14 protein-coding genes are annotated in these 17,795 nt (G+C 66.2%); 3 read left to right on the top strand and 11 right to left on the bottom strand.

Annotated elements, in window-relative coordinates:
• Positions 1-14 precede the first annotated feature (14 nt).
• Both AC3ANU_RS06840 and AC3ANU_RS06835 read right to left on the bottom strand, forming a co-directional pair.
• Positions 15-2,846 carry an FAD-binding and (Fe-S)-binding domain-containing protein gene (locus AC3ANU_RS06840; RefSeq protein ID WP_488315710.1) on the bottom strand — a complete coding sequence of 944 codons (2,832 nt, stop codon included), beginning with the start codon at positions 2,844-2,846 and terminating at the stop codon, positions 15-17.
• On the bottom strand, positions 2,846-4,564 hold the full coding sequence (locus AC3ANU_RS06835) for an L-lactate permease (RefSeq protein WP_488315709.1): 1,719 nt from the start codon (positions 4,562-4,564) through the stop codon (positions 2,846-2,848). Before AC3ANU_RS06835 ends, AC3ANU_RS06840 begins: the two co-directional genes overlap by 1 nt.
• A 156-nt stretch (positions 4,565-4,720) precedes the next feature.
• Between AC3ANU_RS06835 and AC3ANU_RS06830 the strand changes: the two genes are divergently transcribed.
• Positions 4,721-5,413, top strand: a complete 693-nt coding sequence (locus AC3ANU_RS06830; RefSeq protein ID WP_018768753.1) for a GntR family transcriptional regulator — start codon at positions 4,721-4,723, stop codon at positions 5,411-5,413.
• 1 nt (position 5,414) lies between these two features.
• Here the strand turns inward: AC3ANU_RS06830 and AC3ANU_RS06825 are convergent, their stop codons facing one another.
• From AC3ANU_RS06825 to AC3ANU_RS06815, 3 genes are all read right to left on the bottom strand, one after another.
• Positions 5,415-6,140, bottom strand: a complete 726-nt coding sequence (locus AC3ANU_RS06825; RefSeq protein ID WP_488315708.1) for a FadR/GntR family transcriptional regulator — start codon at positions 6,138-6,140, stop codon at positions 5,415-5,417.
• Between the two features lie 126 nt (positions 6,141-6,266).
• A complete protein-coding gene (locus AC3ANU_RS06820) occupies positions 6,267-7,637 on the bottom strand; it encodes an FAD-binding oxidoreductase (RefSeq protein ID WP_488315707.1) in 1,371 nt (456 codons plus the stop codon).
• Positions 7,638-7,738: 101 nt separating this feature from the next.
• Positions 7,739-9,484 carry an L-lactate permease gene (locus AC3ANU_RS06815; RefSeq protein ID WP_488315706.1) on the bottom strand — a complete coding sequence of 582 codons (1,746 nt, stop codon included), beginning with the start codon at positions 9,482-9,484 and terminating at the stop codon, positions 7,739-7,741.
• Between the two features lie 228 nt (positions 9,485-9,712).
• Here AC3ANU_RS06815 and aceB point away from each other — a divergent pair, with 228 nt between their 5' ends.
• On the top strand, positions 9,713-11,329 hold the full coding sequence (aceB, locus tag AC3ANU_RS06810) for a malate synthase A (protein WP_488315705.1): 1,617 nt from the start codon (positions 9,713-9,715) through the stop codon (positions 11,327-11,329).
• A 145-nt stretch (positions 11,330-11,474) separates the two neighbouring features.
• Here aceB and AC3ANU_RS06805 read toward each other — a convergent pair whose 3' ends face one another.
• The 6 genes from AC3ANU_RS06805 to paaA are packed head-to-tail and all read right to left on the bottom strand — an operon-like array spanning position 11,475 to position 16,376.
• Positions 11,475-12,260: an enoyl-CoA hydratase/isomerase family protein gene (locus AC3ANU_RS06805; protein ID WP_488315704.1), complete on the bottom strand. Its 786-nt coding sequence runs from the start codon at positions 12,258-12,260 to the stop codon at positions 11,475-11,477.
• Positions 12,261-12,284: 24 nt separating this feature from the next.
• A complete protein-coding gene (gene paaE / locus AC3ANU_RS06800; protein WP_488315703.1) occupies positions 12,285-13,511 on the bottom strand; it encodes a 1,2-phenylacetyl-CoA epoxidase subunit PaaE in 1,227 nt (408 codons plus the stop codon).
• Positions 13,512-13,520: 9 nt separating this feature from the next.
• Positions 13,521-14,042, bottom strand: coding sequence for a 1,2-phenylacetyl-CoA epoxidase subunit PaaD (gene paaD, locus AC3ANU_RS06795; protein WP_488315953.1), 522 nt, complete (start codon positions 14,040-14,042; stop codon positions 13,521-13,523).
• A gap of 2 nt (positions 14,043-14,044) precedes the next feature.
• Positions 14,045-14,953 carry a 1,2-phenylacetyl-CoA epoxidase subunit PaaC gene (gene paaC / locus AC3ANU_RS06790; RefSeq protein ID WP_488315702.1) on the bottom strand — a complete coding sequence of 303 codons (909 nt, stop codon included), beginning with the start codon at positions 14,951-14,953 and terminating at the stop codon, positions 14,045-14,047.
• Positions 14,950-15,330 carry a 1,2-phenylacetyl-CoA epoxidase subunit PaaB gene (gene paaB, locus AC3ANU_RS06785; RefSeq protein WP_488315952.1) on the bottom strand — a complete coding sequence of 127 codons (381 nt, stop codon included), beginning with the start codon at positions 15,328-15,330 and terminating at the stop codon, positions 14,950-14,952. Before paaB ends, paaC begins: the two co-directional genes overlap by 4 nt.
• A gap of 50 nt (positions 15,331-15,380) precedes the next feature.
• A complete protein-coding gene (gene paaA / locus AC3ANU_RS06780) occupies positions 15,381-16,376 on the bottom strand; it encodes a 1,2-phenylacetyl-CoA epoxidase subunit PaaA (RefSeq protein ID WP_134164041.1) in 996 nt (331 codons plus the stop codon).
• Positions 16,377-16,732: 356 nt separating this feature from the next.
• Here paaA and AC3ANU_RS06775 point away from each other — a divergent pair, with 356 nt between their 5' ends.
• Positions 16,733-17,758 carry a hypothetical protein gene (locus tag AC3ANU_RS06775; RefSeq protein ID WP_488315701.1) on the top strand — a complete coding sequence of 342 codons (1,026 nt, stop codon included), beginning with the start codon at positions 16,733-16,735 and terminating at the stop codon, positions 17,756-17,758.
• The last annotated feature ends 37 nt before the right edge of the window (positions 17,759-17,795 follow it).

The following is a 17,795-nucleotide window of genomic DNA, read 5'->3' as shown; positions in this document are numbered from 1 at the left end:
AAGGTACCGTTTCCCTATCGCGTGACTTCTTCCAGCAGTTCCAGCACGTGCCGGTAGTCCTGGCCCGTGGCGCGGGTCATGCCCAGCTCGCAGGTGCGGTTGCACGAGGCGTGCGCCGTCGCGTCCAGTTGCTCCACTTCCAAAGCCTGCTTCCGGGTGGCGGATGCCGTGAGCTCGGGGTGGAGCATTCCGCGGTCCCCCGCGAAGGCGCAGCAGCCCCAGTTCACCGGCACATCCACCTTCTCCGCCACGGCCTGGGCCACCGATTCCAAGGCACCGTTGATCCCCATCCGTGTGGAAGAGCAGGTGGGGTGCAAGGCCAGGGACTCGAGCTTTGCGTGCTCCGGCAGCCTGGGCAGTATGCGCTCGGCGACGAAGTCCACGGCATCCACGATCCGCAACGGCCGCTGACCTACCAGCGGGTCGTCGGCTTCCACCACCTGCCGGAGGCCCTCGGTGCAGGACGACGCATCACAAATGATGGCCAGCTCGCCGTCCCGGGTTGCCTCCCGCAGCGCTGCCAGGGTCTTCTCCTTCATGCTCGCCTGGCCGGCCCCCATTCCCTTCGAAGACCACGGGGTCCCGCAGCAGAGGGAATCGATGCCCTCCGGGACCAGCAGCGTGATCCCGGCCCGTTCACACAGCTGCTCCAGGCTGTACTGGACGCCCCGGCCGCCAGCGGGACCACCGGGTTGGGAACCCGCACCGGCCGGCCCGAACATCGTCCCCACGCAGGCGGGGAAGTAGACGGCGTCCGGTGCCCGGTCCGGCGTCGGGCGCTTGCGTGCGGAACCGCCGCCGGGCAGTTCGGGCGAGTACAGGGGCACCGTGTCCGTGCCCAGCACCGCACGCGCCGCCTTGTTGGGCGCCACGACGGCCGGGGCTGGCAGCCTGTCCACCACGGTCAGCGCCAGCGAAGCCCCGCGCGTGACCCCGCCCCAGTGCTTGGCCGCAGCGTTCCAGGCCGCGTTGGCCACCGGACCGGCGTCCTCGCGGCGCAATCGCTTGACCAGCAAGCCGGTGTTGATGTCCACGGGGCAGGCCGTCTGACACATGCCGTCCACGGCGCAGGTCTGCACGGACTCGTAGTCGTAGTCCCGCTCCAGCTCTTTAACCAACGCCGTGTCGCCGGCGAGCCGTGCGGCCTCGATAGCGCGCAGGGTGACGATGCGCTGGCGGGGCGTCAGGGTCAGGTCCTTGCTGGGGCACACCGGCTCGCAGTACCCGCAGGAGACGCAGCGGTCCACTTCCTCAGCCACCGGCGGCGCCGTCTTGATATGCCGCAGATGCGCCTTGGGATCATCGTCCATGAGCACGCCGGGATTGAGCATGCCGGCGGGATCGAACAGCTCCTTGATCCGGCGCATTACGCCGTACAGCTCGTCCCCGTACTGCCGCCGCACATACGGTGCCATCACCCGGCCGGTGCCGTGCTCCGCTTTGAGCGAGCCGCCCTCCCCCAGGACCAGGTCCACCATGTCCTCGGTGAACGCGCTGTACCTGTCCAGCTCCTCCGCCGTGGCGAAGCCGTCCGTAAGCATGAAGTGGACGTTGCCGTCCTTCGCATGCCCAAAGATCACACTGTTTTCGTACCGGTACTTGTCGAACAGCCTTATCAATTCACGGCACGTGCGGCCCAGGACCGGGACCGGCACCACAATGTCCTCCAGCAGTGCCGTGGTCCCCTGCGGCCGGGCACCCGCCACGGAGGCGTACAGGCCCTTGCGCAGGTGCCACAGCTGGGCGCGGGCGGACGCATCAGCAGTGAACTGCGCCGGGGCCACCAGCTTGAGGCCGGCGAGGGCGCGTTCGCCCACCTCACGCAGTGCCGCAACCTGGTCCGGCTGCCCGGCGGAGTATTCCACCAGCAGCGCAGCGTGTTCGCGCACCGCAAGGTCGCGTACGACGGCGGGAGTTCCCTTCAGCGTCTGGCCCACCTTGAGCGAGAGCGCGTCCAGGAGTTCCACCGTGGCGGCGCCGGTGTCCACCAGCGCCGGCAATGCCGCGTTGGCGGCCTGCAGGTCCGGGAAGACAAGCAAGCCGGTGGCGGAGTGCGAAAGCCGCGGGATGGTCCGGAACACCGCCTCTGCCACGAATCCCAGGGTGCCTTCGCTGCCGACGATCAGGTGCGCCAGCATTTCCACCGGGCGCTCATAGTCCAGCAGGGAGTTCAGGCCGTAGCCCATGGTGTTCTTCATGCTGAACTGCTGCCTGATGCGGTTCACGGAATCGCTGTTCCCCCGCACCCTTGCCGCGAGCTGCACCAGGCCGTCATACAGTTCCGGTTCCAGCGTCCGCAGCCGGGTGTCCGCGTCCATTGCCCCGGTGTCAATTACCGTCCCGGACGGCAGCACCACGGTGAGCGACTCGAGTGTGCGGTACGCATTGTCCACCGTTCCGCAGTTCATGCCCGAGGAGTTGTTCGCCACCACGCCGCCGATGGTGCACGCGGCCTCGCTGGCCGGGTCCGGCCCGAACTTGCGCCCGTAGGGCGCCAGCCGCGCATTCAGGGCCCGCACCGTGACTCCCGGCTGCACGCGGACCCGCGCACCGCCGTCGAGCACTTCAACATCCCGGAAGTTGCGGCGCACGTCCACCAGCACGCCGTCCGTGACGGCCTGTCCGCTGAGGCTGGTGCCGCCGGAACGAAGGGTGAGCGGAACGCCCTGCGCCGCGCTGGCCCGGAGCAGCGCGCCCACCTCCGCGGCGTCCTTGGCCACGGCCACCGCCTGGGGGATTAGCAGGAAGTGCGAGGCGTCATGGGCGTTGGCGTGCAGGTCGATGGCGCGGGTCTTCACCTGTGCGGGATCGGCCACGGCCTGCCGGAAAAATTCGAGTTTCTGCATCAGGGAACCATCCAGCCGAGTAGGGGGGTGGATTGCAGGAAGATCAGTACCGTGATGAGGGCCAGCAGGCCCAGGCTCCAGCCGATCAGCTTGCGGAACAGGGTTCCCTCTGCGCCTTCCAGCCCCACCGCGGCGGCGGCGACGGCCAGGTTCTGCAAGGAGAGCATCTTGCCCATGACGCCGGCCGAGGAGTTGGCGGCGGCCATCAGTACCGGCGAGAGGCCGGTCTGCCCGGCGGCGGTGGCCTGCATCTGGCCAAAGAGGGAGTTCGATGATGTGTCCGAGCCGGTGAGGGCCACGCCGATCCAGCCGATCAGCGGCGAAAGGAGTGCGAAGAAGCCGCCGGCCGAGGCAAGGGCGAATCCCAGCGTGGTGGTCTGCCCGGAGAGGTTCATGACGAAGGACAGGGCCAGGACGGTGGTGACCGTGACGATGGTCCAGCGCAACTGCTTCAGGGTTTCCCAATAGACGCGCAGGCTTTTGCCAACCGGGATTTTGTACAGCGCCATGGTGAGCAGGCCGGAGAGCAACAACAGCGTCCCGGTGGATTTGAGGTGGTCCAGCTTGAACTTGGTGGCCGCTACCGCTTTGCCCTCCGAGTCCTCAATGTGCAGGCCGGGCCAGGCGAACGTCACGGTGCCCACCTGCCCCAGCCAGGTTTTGATGAACGGGATCTGGGCGATGGAAAACACGGCGATGATGATCAGGTAGGGCGCGACGGCGAGCCACACCTCACGGGGCGCCGGGCGGGAATTGTCCGTGGGGACTCCGGAACGGTCCGGAACGCTCCCCTGCCGGGCACCCGCCGTCGTGCTTACCTGCGTGCCGTTGCCGACCGCACTCTTTCGACCGGCCATGGCTGGAACCGACACATCCTGTACCGATCCTTCCACGCGCACCGACTCCTTCGGCTGCCAGGCCTTCAGCATCAGCAGCACCGCAGCCACCGTGACCACCGCGGCCACCACGTCGGTCAGCTCCACGGCAAGGAAGTTGGAGGTGATGAACTGCGCGGCGGCGAACGCGGCGCCGGCCACCAGCGCAACGGGCCAGGTCTGCTTGAGGCCGCGCCTGCCGTCCACGATGAAGACCAGGAGCATCGGCACGATGAGGGCAATGAAGGGGGTTTGGCGGCCGGCCATCGAAGAGAGATCGTGCAGCGGCAGGCCGGTGACGCCGTTCAGGGCGATGATGGGCGCGGCCATGGCGCCAAAGGCCACCGGCGCGGTGTTGGCCAGCAGCGAGACGACGGCGGACTTGAGCGGTTTCATGCCGGCGGCCATCAGCATGGCTGCGGAGATCGCGACGGGCGCGCCGAAGCCTGCCAGCGATTCGAGGAGCGCACCGAAGCAGAACGCAATCAGGATCGAGAGGATCCGCAGGTCGTTGGAGATGGAGCGGATGGTCCGGCCCAGGGCGTCGAACCAGTGCGTAGCCACGGTGAGCTTGTAGATCCAGAGCGCATTGACGAGGATCCACAGGATGGGAAACAGCCCGTAAAAGATGCCCGCGGCGGTGGCGCTGAGGGCCTGGTCCAGGGGCATCTGCCAACCTGCGACGGCCAGGACGAAGGACAGGACCAAGCTGGCGATGGCAGCTTTGGCGGCCTTGACCCGGAAGACGCCCAGCAGGACGAACAGCAGGACCAGGGGAAGGGCCGCGCACAGGGCGGAAAGCAGGAGGGACCCGGCGATGGGGTCAAGGATCTGCTGAAACATTGGACTCCAGATGGTGAGCGGCGCCACATCGGCGTGACGACTCATCGATTGTCTAACAAGTACACATGTCCGTCAAGAGCGATGAATACTTGTCTGGCAAAATGGGATGGAGACGCCCCTTGTTTGCTCGAAACTTATTTGTTGGAACGGAGATCTGTGGCCGGCCGTATTGCAGCTGTCTCGATTGTGGAAGCGGTGGCTTCGGATCTGCGGCTCCGCATTTTCTCCGGTGAGCTACCCTCCGCCCACGCGCTGACGGAGACCGACGTGGCTACGTCCTACGACGTCGCTCGCCCCACCGCGAAGGCAGCCATCGAGAAGCTGGTGGCCGAGGGCCTGCTGGTTCGCGGCACGCACAAGACCGCCCGGGTGGCGGACCTGGGACCGGAATCGGTGCGGGATATCTACCTGGCCCGGGCGTACCTGGAGAGCGAAGTGCTTCGCCGGCTCGCCGCCGCACGCACAGTGCCCGCTGGGGCGGTACAGGCCAACCGGGATATCGCTGCGCTGGCCACCGGAGCGCCGCTGGACGTGGTGGAACCGGACATGCGGTTCCACACCAGCCTGATCGACGCCGTGGGGAACGAGCGGATCAGCAGGATGTACTCGTCCCTGGTGGCCGAAGTACGCCTGTGCATGTCCCGGGTACAGTCGCTGCACCTCCTGGACACCACTTTGATCCAGGCTGAACACGAAAAGCTCCTGAAGCTGATCGAGGCCGGACAAGGCGAAGAGGCCGCCCAGCTCCTGGACCAGCACCTGGGCCGCGCGCGCGAGCGCTTGGTGGCCGCGATGGGCGGCGAGGCGGGCCCCGAGGCGGACCTGCCGTCCATGCCGGTGCGGCAGTAACTCAGCGCGCCCTGTCAGCTGTCTGTTCGTACAGCCATGCGATATGGCTCCGCAGCAGCTCCGCGGCGCGCTCAGGGTCCTTCGCTTCCACAGCATCGAAGATCCCGTGGTGGTGGGCCCTCAGCTGCTCCAGCACCATGGGCCACTGCCCAAGGGCATCAAGGGCGTCCTTGAGGTAGCCGCGGATTGAGCCGCTGAGCGACTCCATGATCGTTTCGATAACCGTGTTACCGCCCATGGCACTGAGGGCCAGGTGGAACTCCGCGTCGAGGGCGTGGAATGTTTCGGGGTCTATGTCCGGGGCATCCATGGCCTCGAGCAGTTCCCTGGCCCGCTGGATCCCGGCCGGGTCGTCGTGCAGGGCCGCCGTCCTGGCTGCCCAGGTTTCCAGAAGAATCCGGGCTTCGACGATCTCCGCAACCGGAAGACGGCTGCTGGCAATGTGCAGGCGTAGGGTGGCGGACAAGCCGGCTGACGGCTCGGAAACGATGACCGAGCCAGACTTGGGGCCGGACCTGTTGGAACTTCGAAGGACCCCCATGGCGTCAAGCAGGCGCATGGCTTCGCGCACTGAAGCGCGCGAAATGCCGTAGGTTTCCGCCAGTATCCGTTCACCTGGCAGCTGATCCCCGATTTTGAACCGGCCTGAGCGCAGCCCCGCCTCAATATCCTCTACCAGGACGTCGTAAGTCCGCCTGGATCCCGGTGCCACCGAAGGTTTGGTCATGGATCCATCCTGCCCTAACAACCAGCACCTGCATTCTGTCCTGTCCTGCCCTGTCCTGCTGCGCCACGGAGAACCGGCGCAGCAGGACAGAAGCGGATCAAGGAACCGTGGGACGGGTTGTCCGGCTCAGATTGCCTTGCCGGGATTGAGGATTCCCTGGGGGTCGAAGACATTGCGGATGGCGCGCTGGAGTTCCAGCGAGGTGCTGCCGAGCTCGTCCTCGAGCCAATCGCGCTTGAGCAGGCCGACGCCGTGTTCCCCGGTCAGCGTGCCGCCCAGGCGCTGTGCCAGGTAGAACATGTCGCCAAGGGCCTTTTTGGCCGGTCCTTCCGTGATGGATTGGTCGGGGTTGACGACGATCATCGGGTGCAGGTTGCCGTCCGCTGCGTGGGCCACATTAAAGATCCGGACCCCCGTCTTCCGGGAGATGTCCTCCAGCCCCGCAAAGACATCTGCCAGCCGGTTCCGCGGCACGCCGATGTCGCAAATGGACACGCGGCCCAACGTCTCAAGCGAGGGAATCGCTTCCCGCCGGGTGGCCACGAGCGCGTCCGCTGCCGACGTGTCCACTGCTTTCTCGACGTGACTGGCGAAGGGTTCAATGGCTTTGAGGAGGACGTCCTGCTCAAGGAACGCGCCGTACCCGTCAGTCTGCGCCAGCAGGAAGGCGCCGCCCTTGGACCGGTGGTTGGTGCCATGCACGGTATCGACGGCTTCCAGCGTGGGGCCGTCCATGAGTTCCAGCACCGAGGGCTGCAGCCGGGCGGCGATGATGGCGGATGCTGCCAGCGCGGCGGCGTCCACGTCCGGGAAATAGGCGGCGACGGTGGCGGTCTGGATGGGTTTGGGCCGCAGACGGAGCGTAGCTTCGACCACCACGCCCAGCGTTCCCTCGGAGCCGATCATCAGCGCGTTCAGGTCGTACCCCGTGACGCCCTTGATGGTGTTCCGCCCGGTCCGCAGCACCCGGCCGTCGGGCAGGACCACGCGGAGGGCGAGCACGGATTCCCGTGTAACACCATATTTTGCGCACCACATTCCGCCGGCATTGGTGGCAATGTTGCCGCCGATGGAGCAGATTGCCGTGCTGGCCGGGTCCGGCGCATAGAAGAGTCCATGCTCCGCCGCGGCCGCATTCACCTCCGCGTTGAGGACGCCGGGTTCAACCACGGCCAACTGCTCCACGGGATCGATGTGCAGGATCCGGTTCATCCGGGCCAGGTCAAGGACTACTTCCCCGGCCTGCGCGGAAGCTCCGGCGGCAAGGCCCGTTCCGGCTCCCCGGGGAACCACCGGGACATTGTGGGCCGCGGCAAGCTTCATGGTTGCCACAACTTCTTCGGCACTGGTGGCATAAACGACGCCATCGGGCAGGCTCGGCGGAACGTAGCCGGAACGGTCCGTGCTTACCCTGACCCGCTCATCCAGGTCTGTGGAGGTGTGAGCGCTTGCAGCCAAAAGCGCTGCTGATGCTGTGACAGCTGTAGTTGTACTCATGGGAAGGAAACCTCTTTGTTTTCTAGGTGGGTTCTTTGGGCACCCGGCCGGGCGGAACCGCTCCGCCCGGCCGTATTCCCGGTGTGCAAGGGTGGCGCCGGCTAGGGGATCATCCAGCCGAGTACCGGGGTGGACTGCAGGACGATCAGCACCGTGATCAGGGCCAGCAGGCCCAGGCTCCAGCCGATCAGCTTGCGGAACAGCGTGCCCTCGGCGCCCTCCAGGCCCACCGCCGCTGAGGCGACGGCCAGGTTTTGCAGCGAAAGCATCTTGCCCATCACGCCGGCCGAGGAGTTGGAGGCAGCCATCAGCACCGGCGGGAGGCCGGTCTGCGCGGCGGCGGTGGCCTGCATCTGCCCGAAGAGTGAGTTGGACGAGGTATCCGATCCGGTAAGGGCAACACCGATCCAGCCAATCAGCGGCGAGAGGAAGGCGAAGAAGCCGCCGGCGGACGCGAGGGCGAGGCCCAGGGAGGTGGTCTGTCCGGACAGGTTCATGACGAAGGACAGGGCCAGGACGGTGGTGACCGTGAGGATGGTCCAGCGCAGCTGCTTCAGGGTTTCCCAGTAAATGCGCAGGCCTTGGGCTGCCGACAGGCGGTACAGGATCATGGTGATGAGGCCGGAGACCAGAAGCAGGGTTCCGGTGGCTTTGAGGTGGTCGAACTTGAACTTCTGCGCGGCAACATGCTTCCCGCCGGCGTCCACGACGTCCAGGCCCGGCCAGGCGAAGCTGACGCTTCCGTTGGCGCTCAGCCAGTCCTTGACTGCGGGGATCTGGGCGATGGAGAAGACGGCCATGATGATCAGGTAGGGCGCCACAGCCATCCAGATTTCCCGGCGGACGGGCCGCTCCGTGGCGCTGGGCCGCACCGCGACCCGGGTGGTCGCAGCCGCGGAGACAGCCTCCGTAACCGATGCGGATGCCGGTATCCTTGCCGAACCGCGGCTGGAGGATGACGGGCCGGACGGACGTCCTTCCTCAAGATCGCCCGACCCGCCGGACTGCCCGGACATATCAATGATTTCCCGCGGCTGCCAGACACGGAGCATTAGCAGCACGGCGGCCACGGTAGCCACAGCAGCCACGACGTCGGTCAGTTCCACAGCGATGAAGTTGGACGTGATGAACTGGAAGATGCCAAAGACTGCGCCGGCCACCAGTGCAACGGGCCAGGTCTGCTTGAGGCCGCGCCTGCCGTCCACGATGAAGACCAGGAGCAGCGGCACGATGAGGGCGATGAAGGGGGTCTGGCGGCCGGCCATCGAGGACAGGTCGTGCAGCGACAGGCCGGTCACGCCGTTCAGGGCGATGATGGGCGCGGCCATGGCACCGAAGGCCACCGGCGCGGTGTTGGCCAACAGCGAGACGATGGCAGATTTCAGCGGCTTCATGCCGGCGGCCATCAGCATCGCCGACGTGATGGCAACCGGGGCGCCGAAACCGGCGAGTGATTCGAGGAGCGCGCCGAAGCAGAACGCAATCAGGATCGACAGGATCCGCAGATCGTTGGAGATGGAGCGGATGGTCCGGCCCAGGGCATCAAACCAAGGCGTGGCCACCGTGAGTTTGTAGAGCCAGAGCGCGTTAATGAGGATCCACAGGATGGGGAACAGGCCGTAGAAGGCTCCTTCTGCCGTGGCGCTGAAGACCTGGTCCACAGGCATACGCCAGACCATCAGGGCCAGGAGGATGGACAGCGCCAGGCTGGCGATCGCGGCTATAGCCGCTTTCACCCGGAAGACGCCCAGCAGGACAAACAGGAGAATCAACGGCAACGCCGCGCAGAGCGCGGACAGGCCGAGTGAACCCCAGAGGGGGTCCACGACTTGCTGGTAAGTGCTCACAAAAAACTCCTTTGTATTTGGAGCGGGGAGGGTAGGGCGCGATGAATGGGATAAGAAACGCCGAGCGGGAATTCCACAATGTGAGATCGAGATATTGCCTCGTGGACAAACTGTATGTATTGGTCTGACCGCTAGTCAATGGTCTGACCGATTATTCTGAAGCTCTTGTTTTTTCATCTGGCAGAACATAATGTCCGTATCGTGAAAACTCCTCGAAAGGACCAAGCAATGCCCCTGACCCGAACCGCTGCCCTGCCCTTTGACCGCGCCGCCGAAATCCTGACACCGGAAGCCCTGGAGTTCCTCGCCGCACTCCATGGACGCTTCGCCGCCGAACGCGATGCCCGCCTTGCTGCACGGCAGGAGCGCCGTTCAGAAGCCGCAAAGACCGGAACCCTGGACTTCCTGCCGGAGACAGCAGCCGTCCGCGACGGCGACTGGACCGTTGCCTCGGCGCCGCCCGCCCTCCAGGACCGCCGGGTGGAAATCACCGGCCCCTGCTCCCCCGCCAAGATGGCGATCAACGCCCTGAATTCGGGGGCAAAAGTATGGCTGGCAGACCTGGAGGACGCCAGCTGCCCCACCTGGTTCAACGTCATCGACGGCCAACTCTCGCTGTACGACGCCGCACGCGGAACCTTGGCCTACACATCCCCCGAGGGCAAGACGTACGCCCTTCGAACCGATGCGCCCACCGCCGTCGTCATCATGCGCCCCCGCGGCTGGCACATGGAGGAGCGGAACCTGGAATTCGACGGCAAGCCCGCCATCGGCGCCCTGGTGGATTTTGGACTGCACTTCTTCCACAACGCCAAGCAGCTCCTTGAGAACGGCCACGGCCCCTACTACTACCTTCCGAAGATGGAAAGCCACCTTGAAGCCCGGCTGTGGAACGACATCTTCGTTTTCGCACAGGACGCCCTCGGCATCCCGCAGGGAACCATCCGGGCCACCGTCCTGGTGGAAACCATTCCCGCGGCCTTCGAGATGGACGAGATCCTGTATGAACTGCGGGACCACGCCTCCGGCCTCAACGCGGGGCGCTGGGATTACTTGTTCAGCATCATCAAGTATTTCCGCGATTCCGGTTCGAAATTCACCCTGCCTGACCGTGCAGCGGTATCGATGACCGTTCCCTTCATGCGGGCGTACACCGAACTCCTGGTCAAAACCTGCCACCAGCGCGGCGCCTTCGCCATGGGCGGCATGGCAGCCGTCATCCCCAACCGCCGCCAGCCGGAAGTCACCGAGGAGGCCTTCGCGAAGGTGCGGGCGGACAAGACCCGCGAGGCCAACGACGGATTCGACGGCTCCTGGGTTGCACACCCAGACCTCGTTCCCATCTGCATGGAGGTATTCGACCAGGTCCTGGGAGATGCCCCCAACCAGGTGCAGCGGACCCGCCCAGAGGTCCACGTCACCGTCGAACAACTGCTCGACATCGAGTCGGCACCCGGCGACGCCACCGAAGCCGGTCTTCGCGGGAACCTATACGTTTCCGTCGCCTACACCGCAGTGTGGCTGTCCGGGAACGGGGCAGTTGCCATCCACAACCTGATGGAGGATGCCGCGACGGCGGAAATCTCCCGGTCGCAGGTCTGGCAGCAAATCCGCAACGGGGTAGTCTTCGCCGACACGGGGAACACGGCAACCCGCGAACTGGTTGAGCGCCTGCTGGTCGAGGAAACGGAAAAGCTCCGGAACGAGGTGGGCGACGATCTGTTCAACCGGTACTACGGACCGGCATCCGGCATCATTTCCCGGATCTGCCTGTCCGAGGACTACACCGATTTCCTCACCACACCGGCCTACGAGCTACTGGAATCGGAGATGGCGGCCCGGTAGGGGTACCTGCCTGGGCGGTTTCAACCGTTAGACGGCTGGAGGCCCGGCGCCAATGCGGCGGCGGACCTCCAGCCTCATCGATTGCTCCGTAACTGCCGTTTTCGGCCCCGGAAAGGACAGTTGCGGACCAATCGAGGAGGTGTAATCAGTGGCCGCCGGTGAATTTCGGTTCGCGCTTCTCCTGGAAGGCCTTGAAACCCTCCGCGTAGTCGTCGGTTTTGCAGAGCCGTGCCTGCTCCTCGTTTTCCTCCTGCATGGCCTGCCACAGGCCCAGGCGCTGGTCACGGATGTGCGCCACCAGCTCCTTCGAGGCAACGAATGCCTCGGTGGCGCCGGCGGCCACGCGCGAAACGATCGCCCGGGTGGAGTCCAGCAGCTCGGCGGCCGGCATGGCGCGGCTGAACATGCCCTGCGCCACGGCCTCGGCACCCGAGATCAGGTCAGCGGTGTAGATCAGGTCCAGCGTGCGGTGCATGCCCAGCCGCTCGGTGAAGTACCAGTGCCCGCCCGAATCCAGTGTGGCCCCCAGTTTGGCGAACGGCGAGCCGAACTTGGCGTTCTCCGCCACGTACACCACGTCCGTGGCCAGCAGCAGCCCCAGCCCCACGCCCAGGCACGCCCCCTGCGCCGCGGCAAAGGTGGGAGCGGGAAAAGAAGCCATCTTCTTCAGCAGCGGCTCCACCAGCCCGCCCAGGTACGCTGCGGCGTCGTCGCTCTCCGGGGTAACCCCCGCAATGTCCCTGCCCGCGCAGAAGGCGCGGCCCTCTCCCCTCAGCAGCAGCGCCCGCACCTCACCCCGGAAGGCGGCGGCAGCAGCGTCGTCGTACGCCTGGGTTAAATCCCGCAGCGCCTGCTCATCCAGTGAGTTCAGCTTGTGGGGCGCGTCCAGGACGACTTCTGCAACACCGTTGCTGATGGAAAGGGAAATCATGGGGCTCCTTTGGTGAGTAACAACTTAGACGTCGAAGTCGACCGTGACTTCCTTGCTGGTGGGGTGGCTCTGGCAGGTCAGCACGTAGCCCCTGTCCAGCTCATCCTGCTCCAGCGCGTAGTTCTCGTCCATGGTCACGCTGCCGGTGACCACCTTGGCGCGGCAGGTGCCGCACACTCCGCCGGCGCACGCGAACGGCACATCCGGGCGGACCCGCAGCGCCGCGTTGAGGATGGACTCGCGGGCGTGCGTGGGGCTGGCCACCTCGCCCTGCAGGCCGTCCAGCTTGAACGTGATCTTGTACGTCTCCTTGGACTCGTCCACCACCACGGGACGGCCGGCCTGCCCCTCCGGACGGTCCGGCTTGCCGGACGTGAACAGCTCGAACCGGATGTTCTCCGGCTTCACCCCGCGCTCGGCCAGGGTGTCCCGGCACAGCTGCACCAGCTCGAACGGCCCGCACAGGAACCACTCGTCCACATCGTCCGCGTGCAGGGCGGTGCCCAGCAGCTGCTGCAGCTTCTCGGCGTCGATCCGGCCGGACAGCAGCGGCGCGATCCGCTGCTCGCGGGAGAGCACGTGGTGGATGGCCAGCCGCTGCGGGTACTTGTCCTTCAGGTCCGCCAGTTCCTCCAGGAACATCACATCCATGGCGGCCTTGTTGGCGTAGATCAGGTCGAACCGGGTGTCCGGGTTGGCGGCCAGCAGCGTGCGGGCGATGGCGATCACCGGGGTGATGCCGGACCCAGCCGCGATGGCCACGAAGTTTCCCGGCTCCCCCGCCAGATCCTCCGGGTGGTTCATGGAGTTCATGACGTTCTGCTCCACGGCCACACCGTCCCGGCCGTGCTTGGACACGAACGCGCCCATGGGGCTCATCACGTCCAGGGTATCCCCGGCCTTCAGCTCGGCGTTGGCCCACGTGGAGAACAGCCCGCCCAGGTCCTTCTTGATGGCCACCCGGATCTCGCTGGTGCCGTCCGCGAAGCTGCGGGGCTCGGCGCAGATGGAGTAGCTGCGGCGGATCTCCTTGGGCTCGCCGTTCTCATCCGGCAGTGTGGTGCGCAGGGCCACGTACTGGCCGGGCAGGTAGTCGAACTTGCCGGCGAGCTCCGCCGGCACATCGAAGCTGACCTCGATGGCATCGTCGGTGAGCCGGCGCACCTCCTTCACCGTGAGGGTGTGGAAGGACGGACGACGGCGGCCGGTCACCTCAGCCTCTTCGGCGGCGGTCTGGCGGACAACAGGCATGGGGCTTCCTTACAGGACTTTGAAGTAGTCGAACGGTTCCTTGCAGTCCTGGCACACATACAGCGCCTTGCAGGACGTGGAACCGAAGCGGGTGAGTTCCTTGGTGTTGAGGCTGTTGCACTGCGGGCACTTCACGGCCAGGCTCAGCCGGACCGGGCCGGAGTGGCCGCCGGCCTTGCTGTGCCCGGTGGGCGGGGCGATGCCGTACTGCTGCAGCTTCTGCTTTCCGGCCTCCGTCATCCAGTCCGTGGTCCACGCCGGGGCCAGGACCAGGTCCACGTGCACGTCCTCGTAGCCCTCCTTCTTGAAGGCGGCGTAAACGTCGTCGCGGATGGCGTCCATGGCCGGGCAGCCCGAGTACGTGGGCGTGATGGTCACGGTGACCGTGCTGCCCTGCACCTCCACGTTGCGCAGGATGCCCAGGTCCGCGATGGTGAGCACCGGGATCTCCGGATCCACCACGGTGGCTGCGATGTCCCAGGCCCGCTGCTGCGGGGTCCGGGTGCGGGATTCGAAGTCCGAGATGTACACGGTCACCAGCTCGCTCCGGGATGCTCCCGGGCCAGGACCTGCATCTCCGCGAGGATGTAGCCCAGGTACTCCGAGTGCTTGCCGTACCGGCCGCCGCCCGGGGCTGCGGGCACGTCCGGGACCTCCAGCTCGGCCTCGGTGAGGATCTCGGCCACCAGGCGGTCAAAGTCCTCCTTGAGCGAGGAAGGCGCGACGGCGGAACCCGCCTCAACGAGGCGCTGCGTCAGGTCATCGTCCTGGAACAGTTCGTTGACGTACGGCCACATGAGGCGCAGGCCGTGGATCATCCGCTTGCGCGATTCCTCGGTGCCGCCGGCCAGGCGCAGGATCCACTGGGCGCTGTGGTCCCGGTGGTAGTCCACTTCCTTCACGGCCTTGGCGGCGATGGCGGCCAGGGTTGCGTCGGTGGATCCGGTGAGGCGGCGGTAGAGCTCGTACTGGTAGTAGCTCACCACGAACTGGCGGGCGATGGTGGCCGCGAAGTCGCCGTTGGGCTGCTCGAACAGCTGGACGCTGCGGAACTCGTGCTCGCGGCGGAAGTAGGCCAGGTCATCCTCGGACTTGGCCGAGCCGTCCTCGTTGGTGAACGCGGCGCCGGCGTAGGTGAGGAAGCTGCGGGCATGGCCCAGCTGGTCCAGGGCGATGTTGCCCAGGGCGATGTCCTCCTCCAGCTCGGGGGCGCGGGAGATCCAGTGGCCCAGGCGCTGTGCCAGGATAAGGGCGTCGTCGCCCAGGCGGAGGGCGTACTCGGCGATGTCCTCCGAGGGCTTGACCAGGCCGGTGCGGACCTCGAGGGCGATGTCCTCCGGGCGCAGGGCGTTGCCGGGGGTGATGCGGGTGGCGGAGGCGTTGGAGTCGCCGCCGGCCACGCCGGTGGAGATGTCGCCGTGGCCTTCAGTATGGGTGCTCACAGGTGCTTCACCCCTTCGCTCTTGGTGTAGTACGTGGCGTGCCGGTAGTCCTTGCCCTGCGGGGACTCGAAGAACGATCCCTTGGAGTCGGGATCGCTGGCGGCGATGGCATCGGCCGGGACCACCCAGATGGAGACGCCCTCGTTGCGGCGGGTGTAAAGGTCCCGTGCATTGCGGAGGGCCATGGCGGCATCCGGGGCGTGCAGGGATCCGGCGTGGACGTGGCTCAGGCCGCGGCTGGACCGGACGAAGACCTCCCAGAGGCCCCAGGCGCTCTTGTCATGGTGCTCCTGCGGGGCTGGCGACGCTTTGGGTGCTTCGCGGTTGATCTCGGTGGCGGAGCTGGCCGGGGTTTCCGGGTTGCCAGCTGGGGCCACGCCGACCGGGGTCCCCGGCCGAGCTTGCGAGGTTGGGGCGTCGGTGGGGATCATGCTGCGTATTCCTTCTGCTGCTTTGCTGACTGTTTTGCTGCGTAAGCCGCCGCTGCCTCACGGACCCAGGCGCCGTCGTCGTGCGCTGCCCTCCGCCGCTCAAGGCGCTGGGCGTTGCAGGGACCGCGGCCGGCCAGGACTTCCTGGAACTCGTGCCAGTCCAGCGGGCCGTGCTCCCACTTTTTGGTGTCCTCGTTGAAGCGGACCTGGTCATCGGGGAGGGTGAGGCCCAGGACCCTGACCTGCTCCACCATCATGCCCACGAAGCGGCTGCGGAGCTCGTCATTGCTGAACCGCTTGATGTTCCAGGCCATGGACTGCTTGGAGTTGGGGGAATCGTCGTCCGGCGGGCCGAACATCATCAGGGCCGGGGCGTACCAGCGGTTCACGGCGTCCTGGGCCATCTGCTTCTGCTCGGGGGTGCCGTTGGAGAGTTCGAGGAGGATCTCGAAGCCCTGACGCTGGTGGAAGGACTCCTCCTTGCAGATGCGCACCATGGCGCGGCCGTAGGGTCCGTAGGAGGCGCGGCACAGCGGGACCTGGTTGCAGATGGCTGCGCCGTCCACCAGCCAGCCGATGGCGCCCATGTCCGCCCAGGTCAGGGCCGGGTAGTTGAAGATGCTGGAGTAGCGGGCCTTGCCGGCGATGAGGTCGTCCATCATCTTGTCCCGGGACTGGCCCAGGGTTTCGGCGGCGGAGTAGAGGTAGAGCCCGTGGCCGGCCTCGTCCTGGACCTTGGCCATGAGGATGGCCTTGCGCTTCAGGCTGGGGGCGCGGGAGATCCAGTTGGCTTCCGGCTGCATGCCGATGATCTCGGAGTGCGCGTGCTGGGACACCTGGCGCAGCAGGGTCTTGCGGTAGGCCGCGGGCATCCAGTCGCGGGGCTCGATGCGCGAGTCCTCGGCGATGATCCGGTCGAAGTGGGCCTGGCCTGCGGCTTCTTCTTCCGGGGTTAGCTCAGCGGGCACTGACTGCAGGTTCTGCGCTGCCATGGTTGCTCCTATGCAAAGACCGTCTGGGACGTGCCGAATTATTTACCGACCGTTCGTTCAGGATATGCGGGAGCGCCGGACCTCGTCAAGCGTCCCCCTCCCCCTCGCGACGCCCCATCACTTCCTGCCCCCTTTCCCGCGATCCCCCATCACTTCCTGCACCCTTTCCCCAGACGCCCCATCAGGTCCCGCAAAAGGTCCATGCCGCCGTCTTAATGGCCTGTCAACTCTGGTTTTGGCGTTGAGTCCGGTCTTATACTTTCCACGCCCTACCGGGCCCAAATAACGAAACATCCCATGGTTCGGCGTTCCGATGCCGGCGACAGCAATGCGCGCAGTTTCTCCGTGAAGGATGGATGCTCTTGAGACGGTTCCTTGCCCTGGTATCTGCTGTTGCGCTGGCCTTCATTGCCATGACCGGGTTGAGTCCCGGTACCGCCAGGGCTGCGGCCGGGCTGTGCATGGGTGCGCCGCCTGCCGACGGCACCGTGTACGCGGAGACCCGGCAGTTCGTGGATACGCAGTCGTGGTGGATGCCTGACGTTGGCCAGGCCAACAACGCCGTCACGAACACCGGACACCTCCACCTGGGGGCCTGCATCCCGGAACGGGAAACCATCAGCTCGGGCAACCTCACCGTGAACGTCCGGGTGATCCTTCACGACAACCCGGGCACCGCCGACTACGTGGCCATGGTGTTCAAAACCTCGGACCGGGAAACCACCGTCCAGAAGTGCTACCTGCGGGCCACGGCACCGGACTTCAGCTGCCCGGCCCCGGCCGGCGCCGGCGGGGGCGACTTCACGTGCACCGGCACCTGCGAGCGCTGGCTCACCTTCTCCGCACCCATCTCCGGCTTCAACCACTCAGGCACGCAGGAGGTCCGCTTCCGCGGGTTCGTTTCCGAGCCGGACGGCAACGAGATGAGGGCCAACTTCAATTGGCAGGTCAACATCCAGAACGGCAAGTCCGCCTCCGATGTGACCAGGGACCCCTTCCTGCGGGGCAAGGGCTGGTACACCCACGCCGGATACTGCGAGTCCTCGGTCCGCAGCCTGCCCCTTCCCGACGGGCCGGTGTCGGGAATCTGGGCTCCCCTCGTGGGCCTGACCAGCCACACGGACGGCTCGCGGCCGGCTACCCACTCCTTCATCTCGGTAGACCCGGACTTCCACGCGGTTCCGGCCAACCCGGGGCTGGTCCTCTGGGACTCGGCGGGCGCCTTCGGACCCGAGCCCTTCGGGGCCGCTCCCCTCGCGATCGACACCCGTGGCCTGGCCAACGGCGTGCACAAGCTGCACCTGCGGACGTCCTGCCGGGACGACAAGCTGGGCTCCACCAACTCCGGGGTGATGGTTGTGCCCTTTACGGTGGCGAACTGACCCCCCATCCTGGAGGCCGGGGGCAACGAATAGGGCG

The sequence above is a fragment of the Arthrobacter sp. SDR-2R genome, assembly GCF_057747955.1.
This window is presented reverse-complemented; position numbering and strand designations above follow the sequence as displayed.

Excerpts from the sequence above, each read along its gene's own strand:
- aceB (WP_488315705.1), top strand. The coding sequence starts at position 9,713 with ATGCCCCTGACCCGAACCGCTGCCCTGCCCTTTGACCGCGCCGCCGAA.
- AC3ANU_RS06775 (WP_488315701.1), top strand. The coding sequence starts at position 16,733 with ATGCTCTTGAGACGGTTCCTTGCCCTGGTATCTGCTGTTGCGCTGGCC.
- AC3ANU_RS06825 (WP_488315708.1), bottom strand. The coding sequence starts at position 6,140 with ATGACCAAACCTTCGGTGGCACCGGGATCCAGGCGGACTTACGACGTC.
- paaA (WP_134164041.1), bottom strand. The coding sequence starts at position 16,376 with ATGGCAGCGCAGAACCTGCAGTCAGTGCCCGCTGAGCTAACCCCGGAA.
- paaE (WP_488315703.1), bottom strand. The coding sequence starts at position 13,511 with ATGCCTGTTGTCCGCCAGACCGCCGCCGAAGAGGCTGAGGTGACCGGC.
- AC3ANU_RS06820 (WP_488315707.1), bottom strand. The coding sequence starts at position 7,637 with ATGAGTACAACTACAGCTGTCACAGCATCAGCAGCGCTTTTGGCTGCA.
- AC3ANU_RS06835 (WP_488315709.1), bottom strand. The coding sequence starts at position 4,564 with ATGTTTCAGCAGATCCTTGACCCCATCGCCGGGTCCCTCCTGCTTTCC.
- AC3ANU_RS06805 (WP_488315704.1), bottom strand. The coding sequence starts at position 12,260 with ATGATTTCCCTTTCCATCAGCAACGGTGTTGCAGAAGTCGTCCTGGAC.
- AC3ANU_RS06840 (WP_488315710.1), bottom strand. The coding sequence starts at position 2,846 with ATGCAGAAACTCGAATTTTTCCGGCAGGCCGTGGCCGATCCCGCACAG.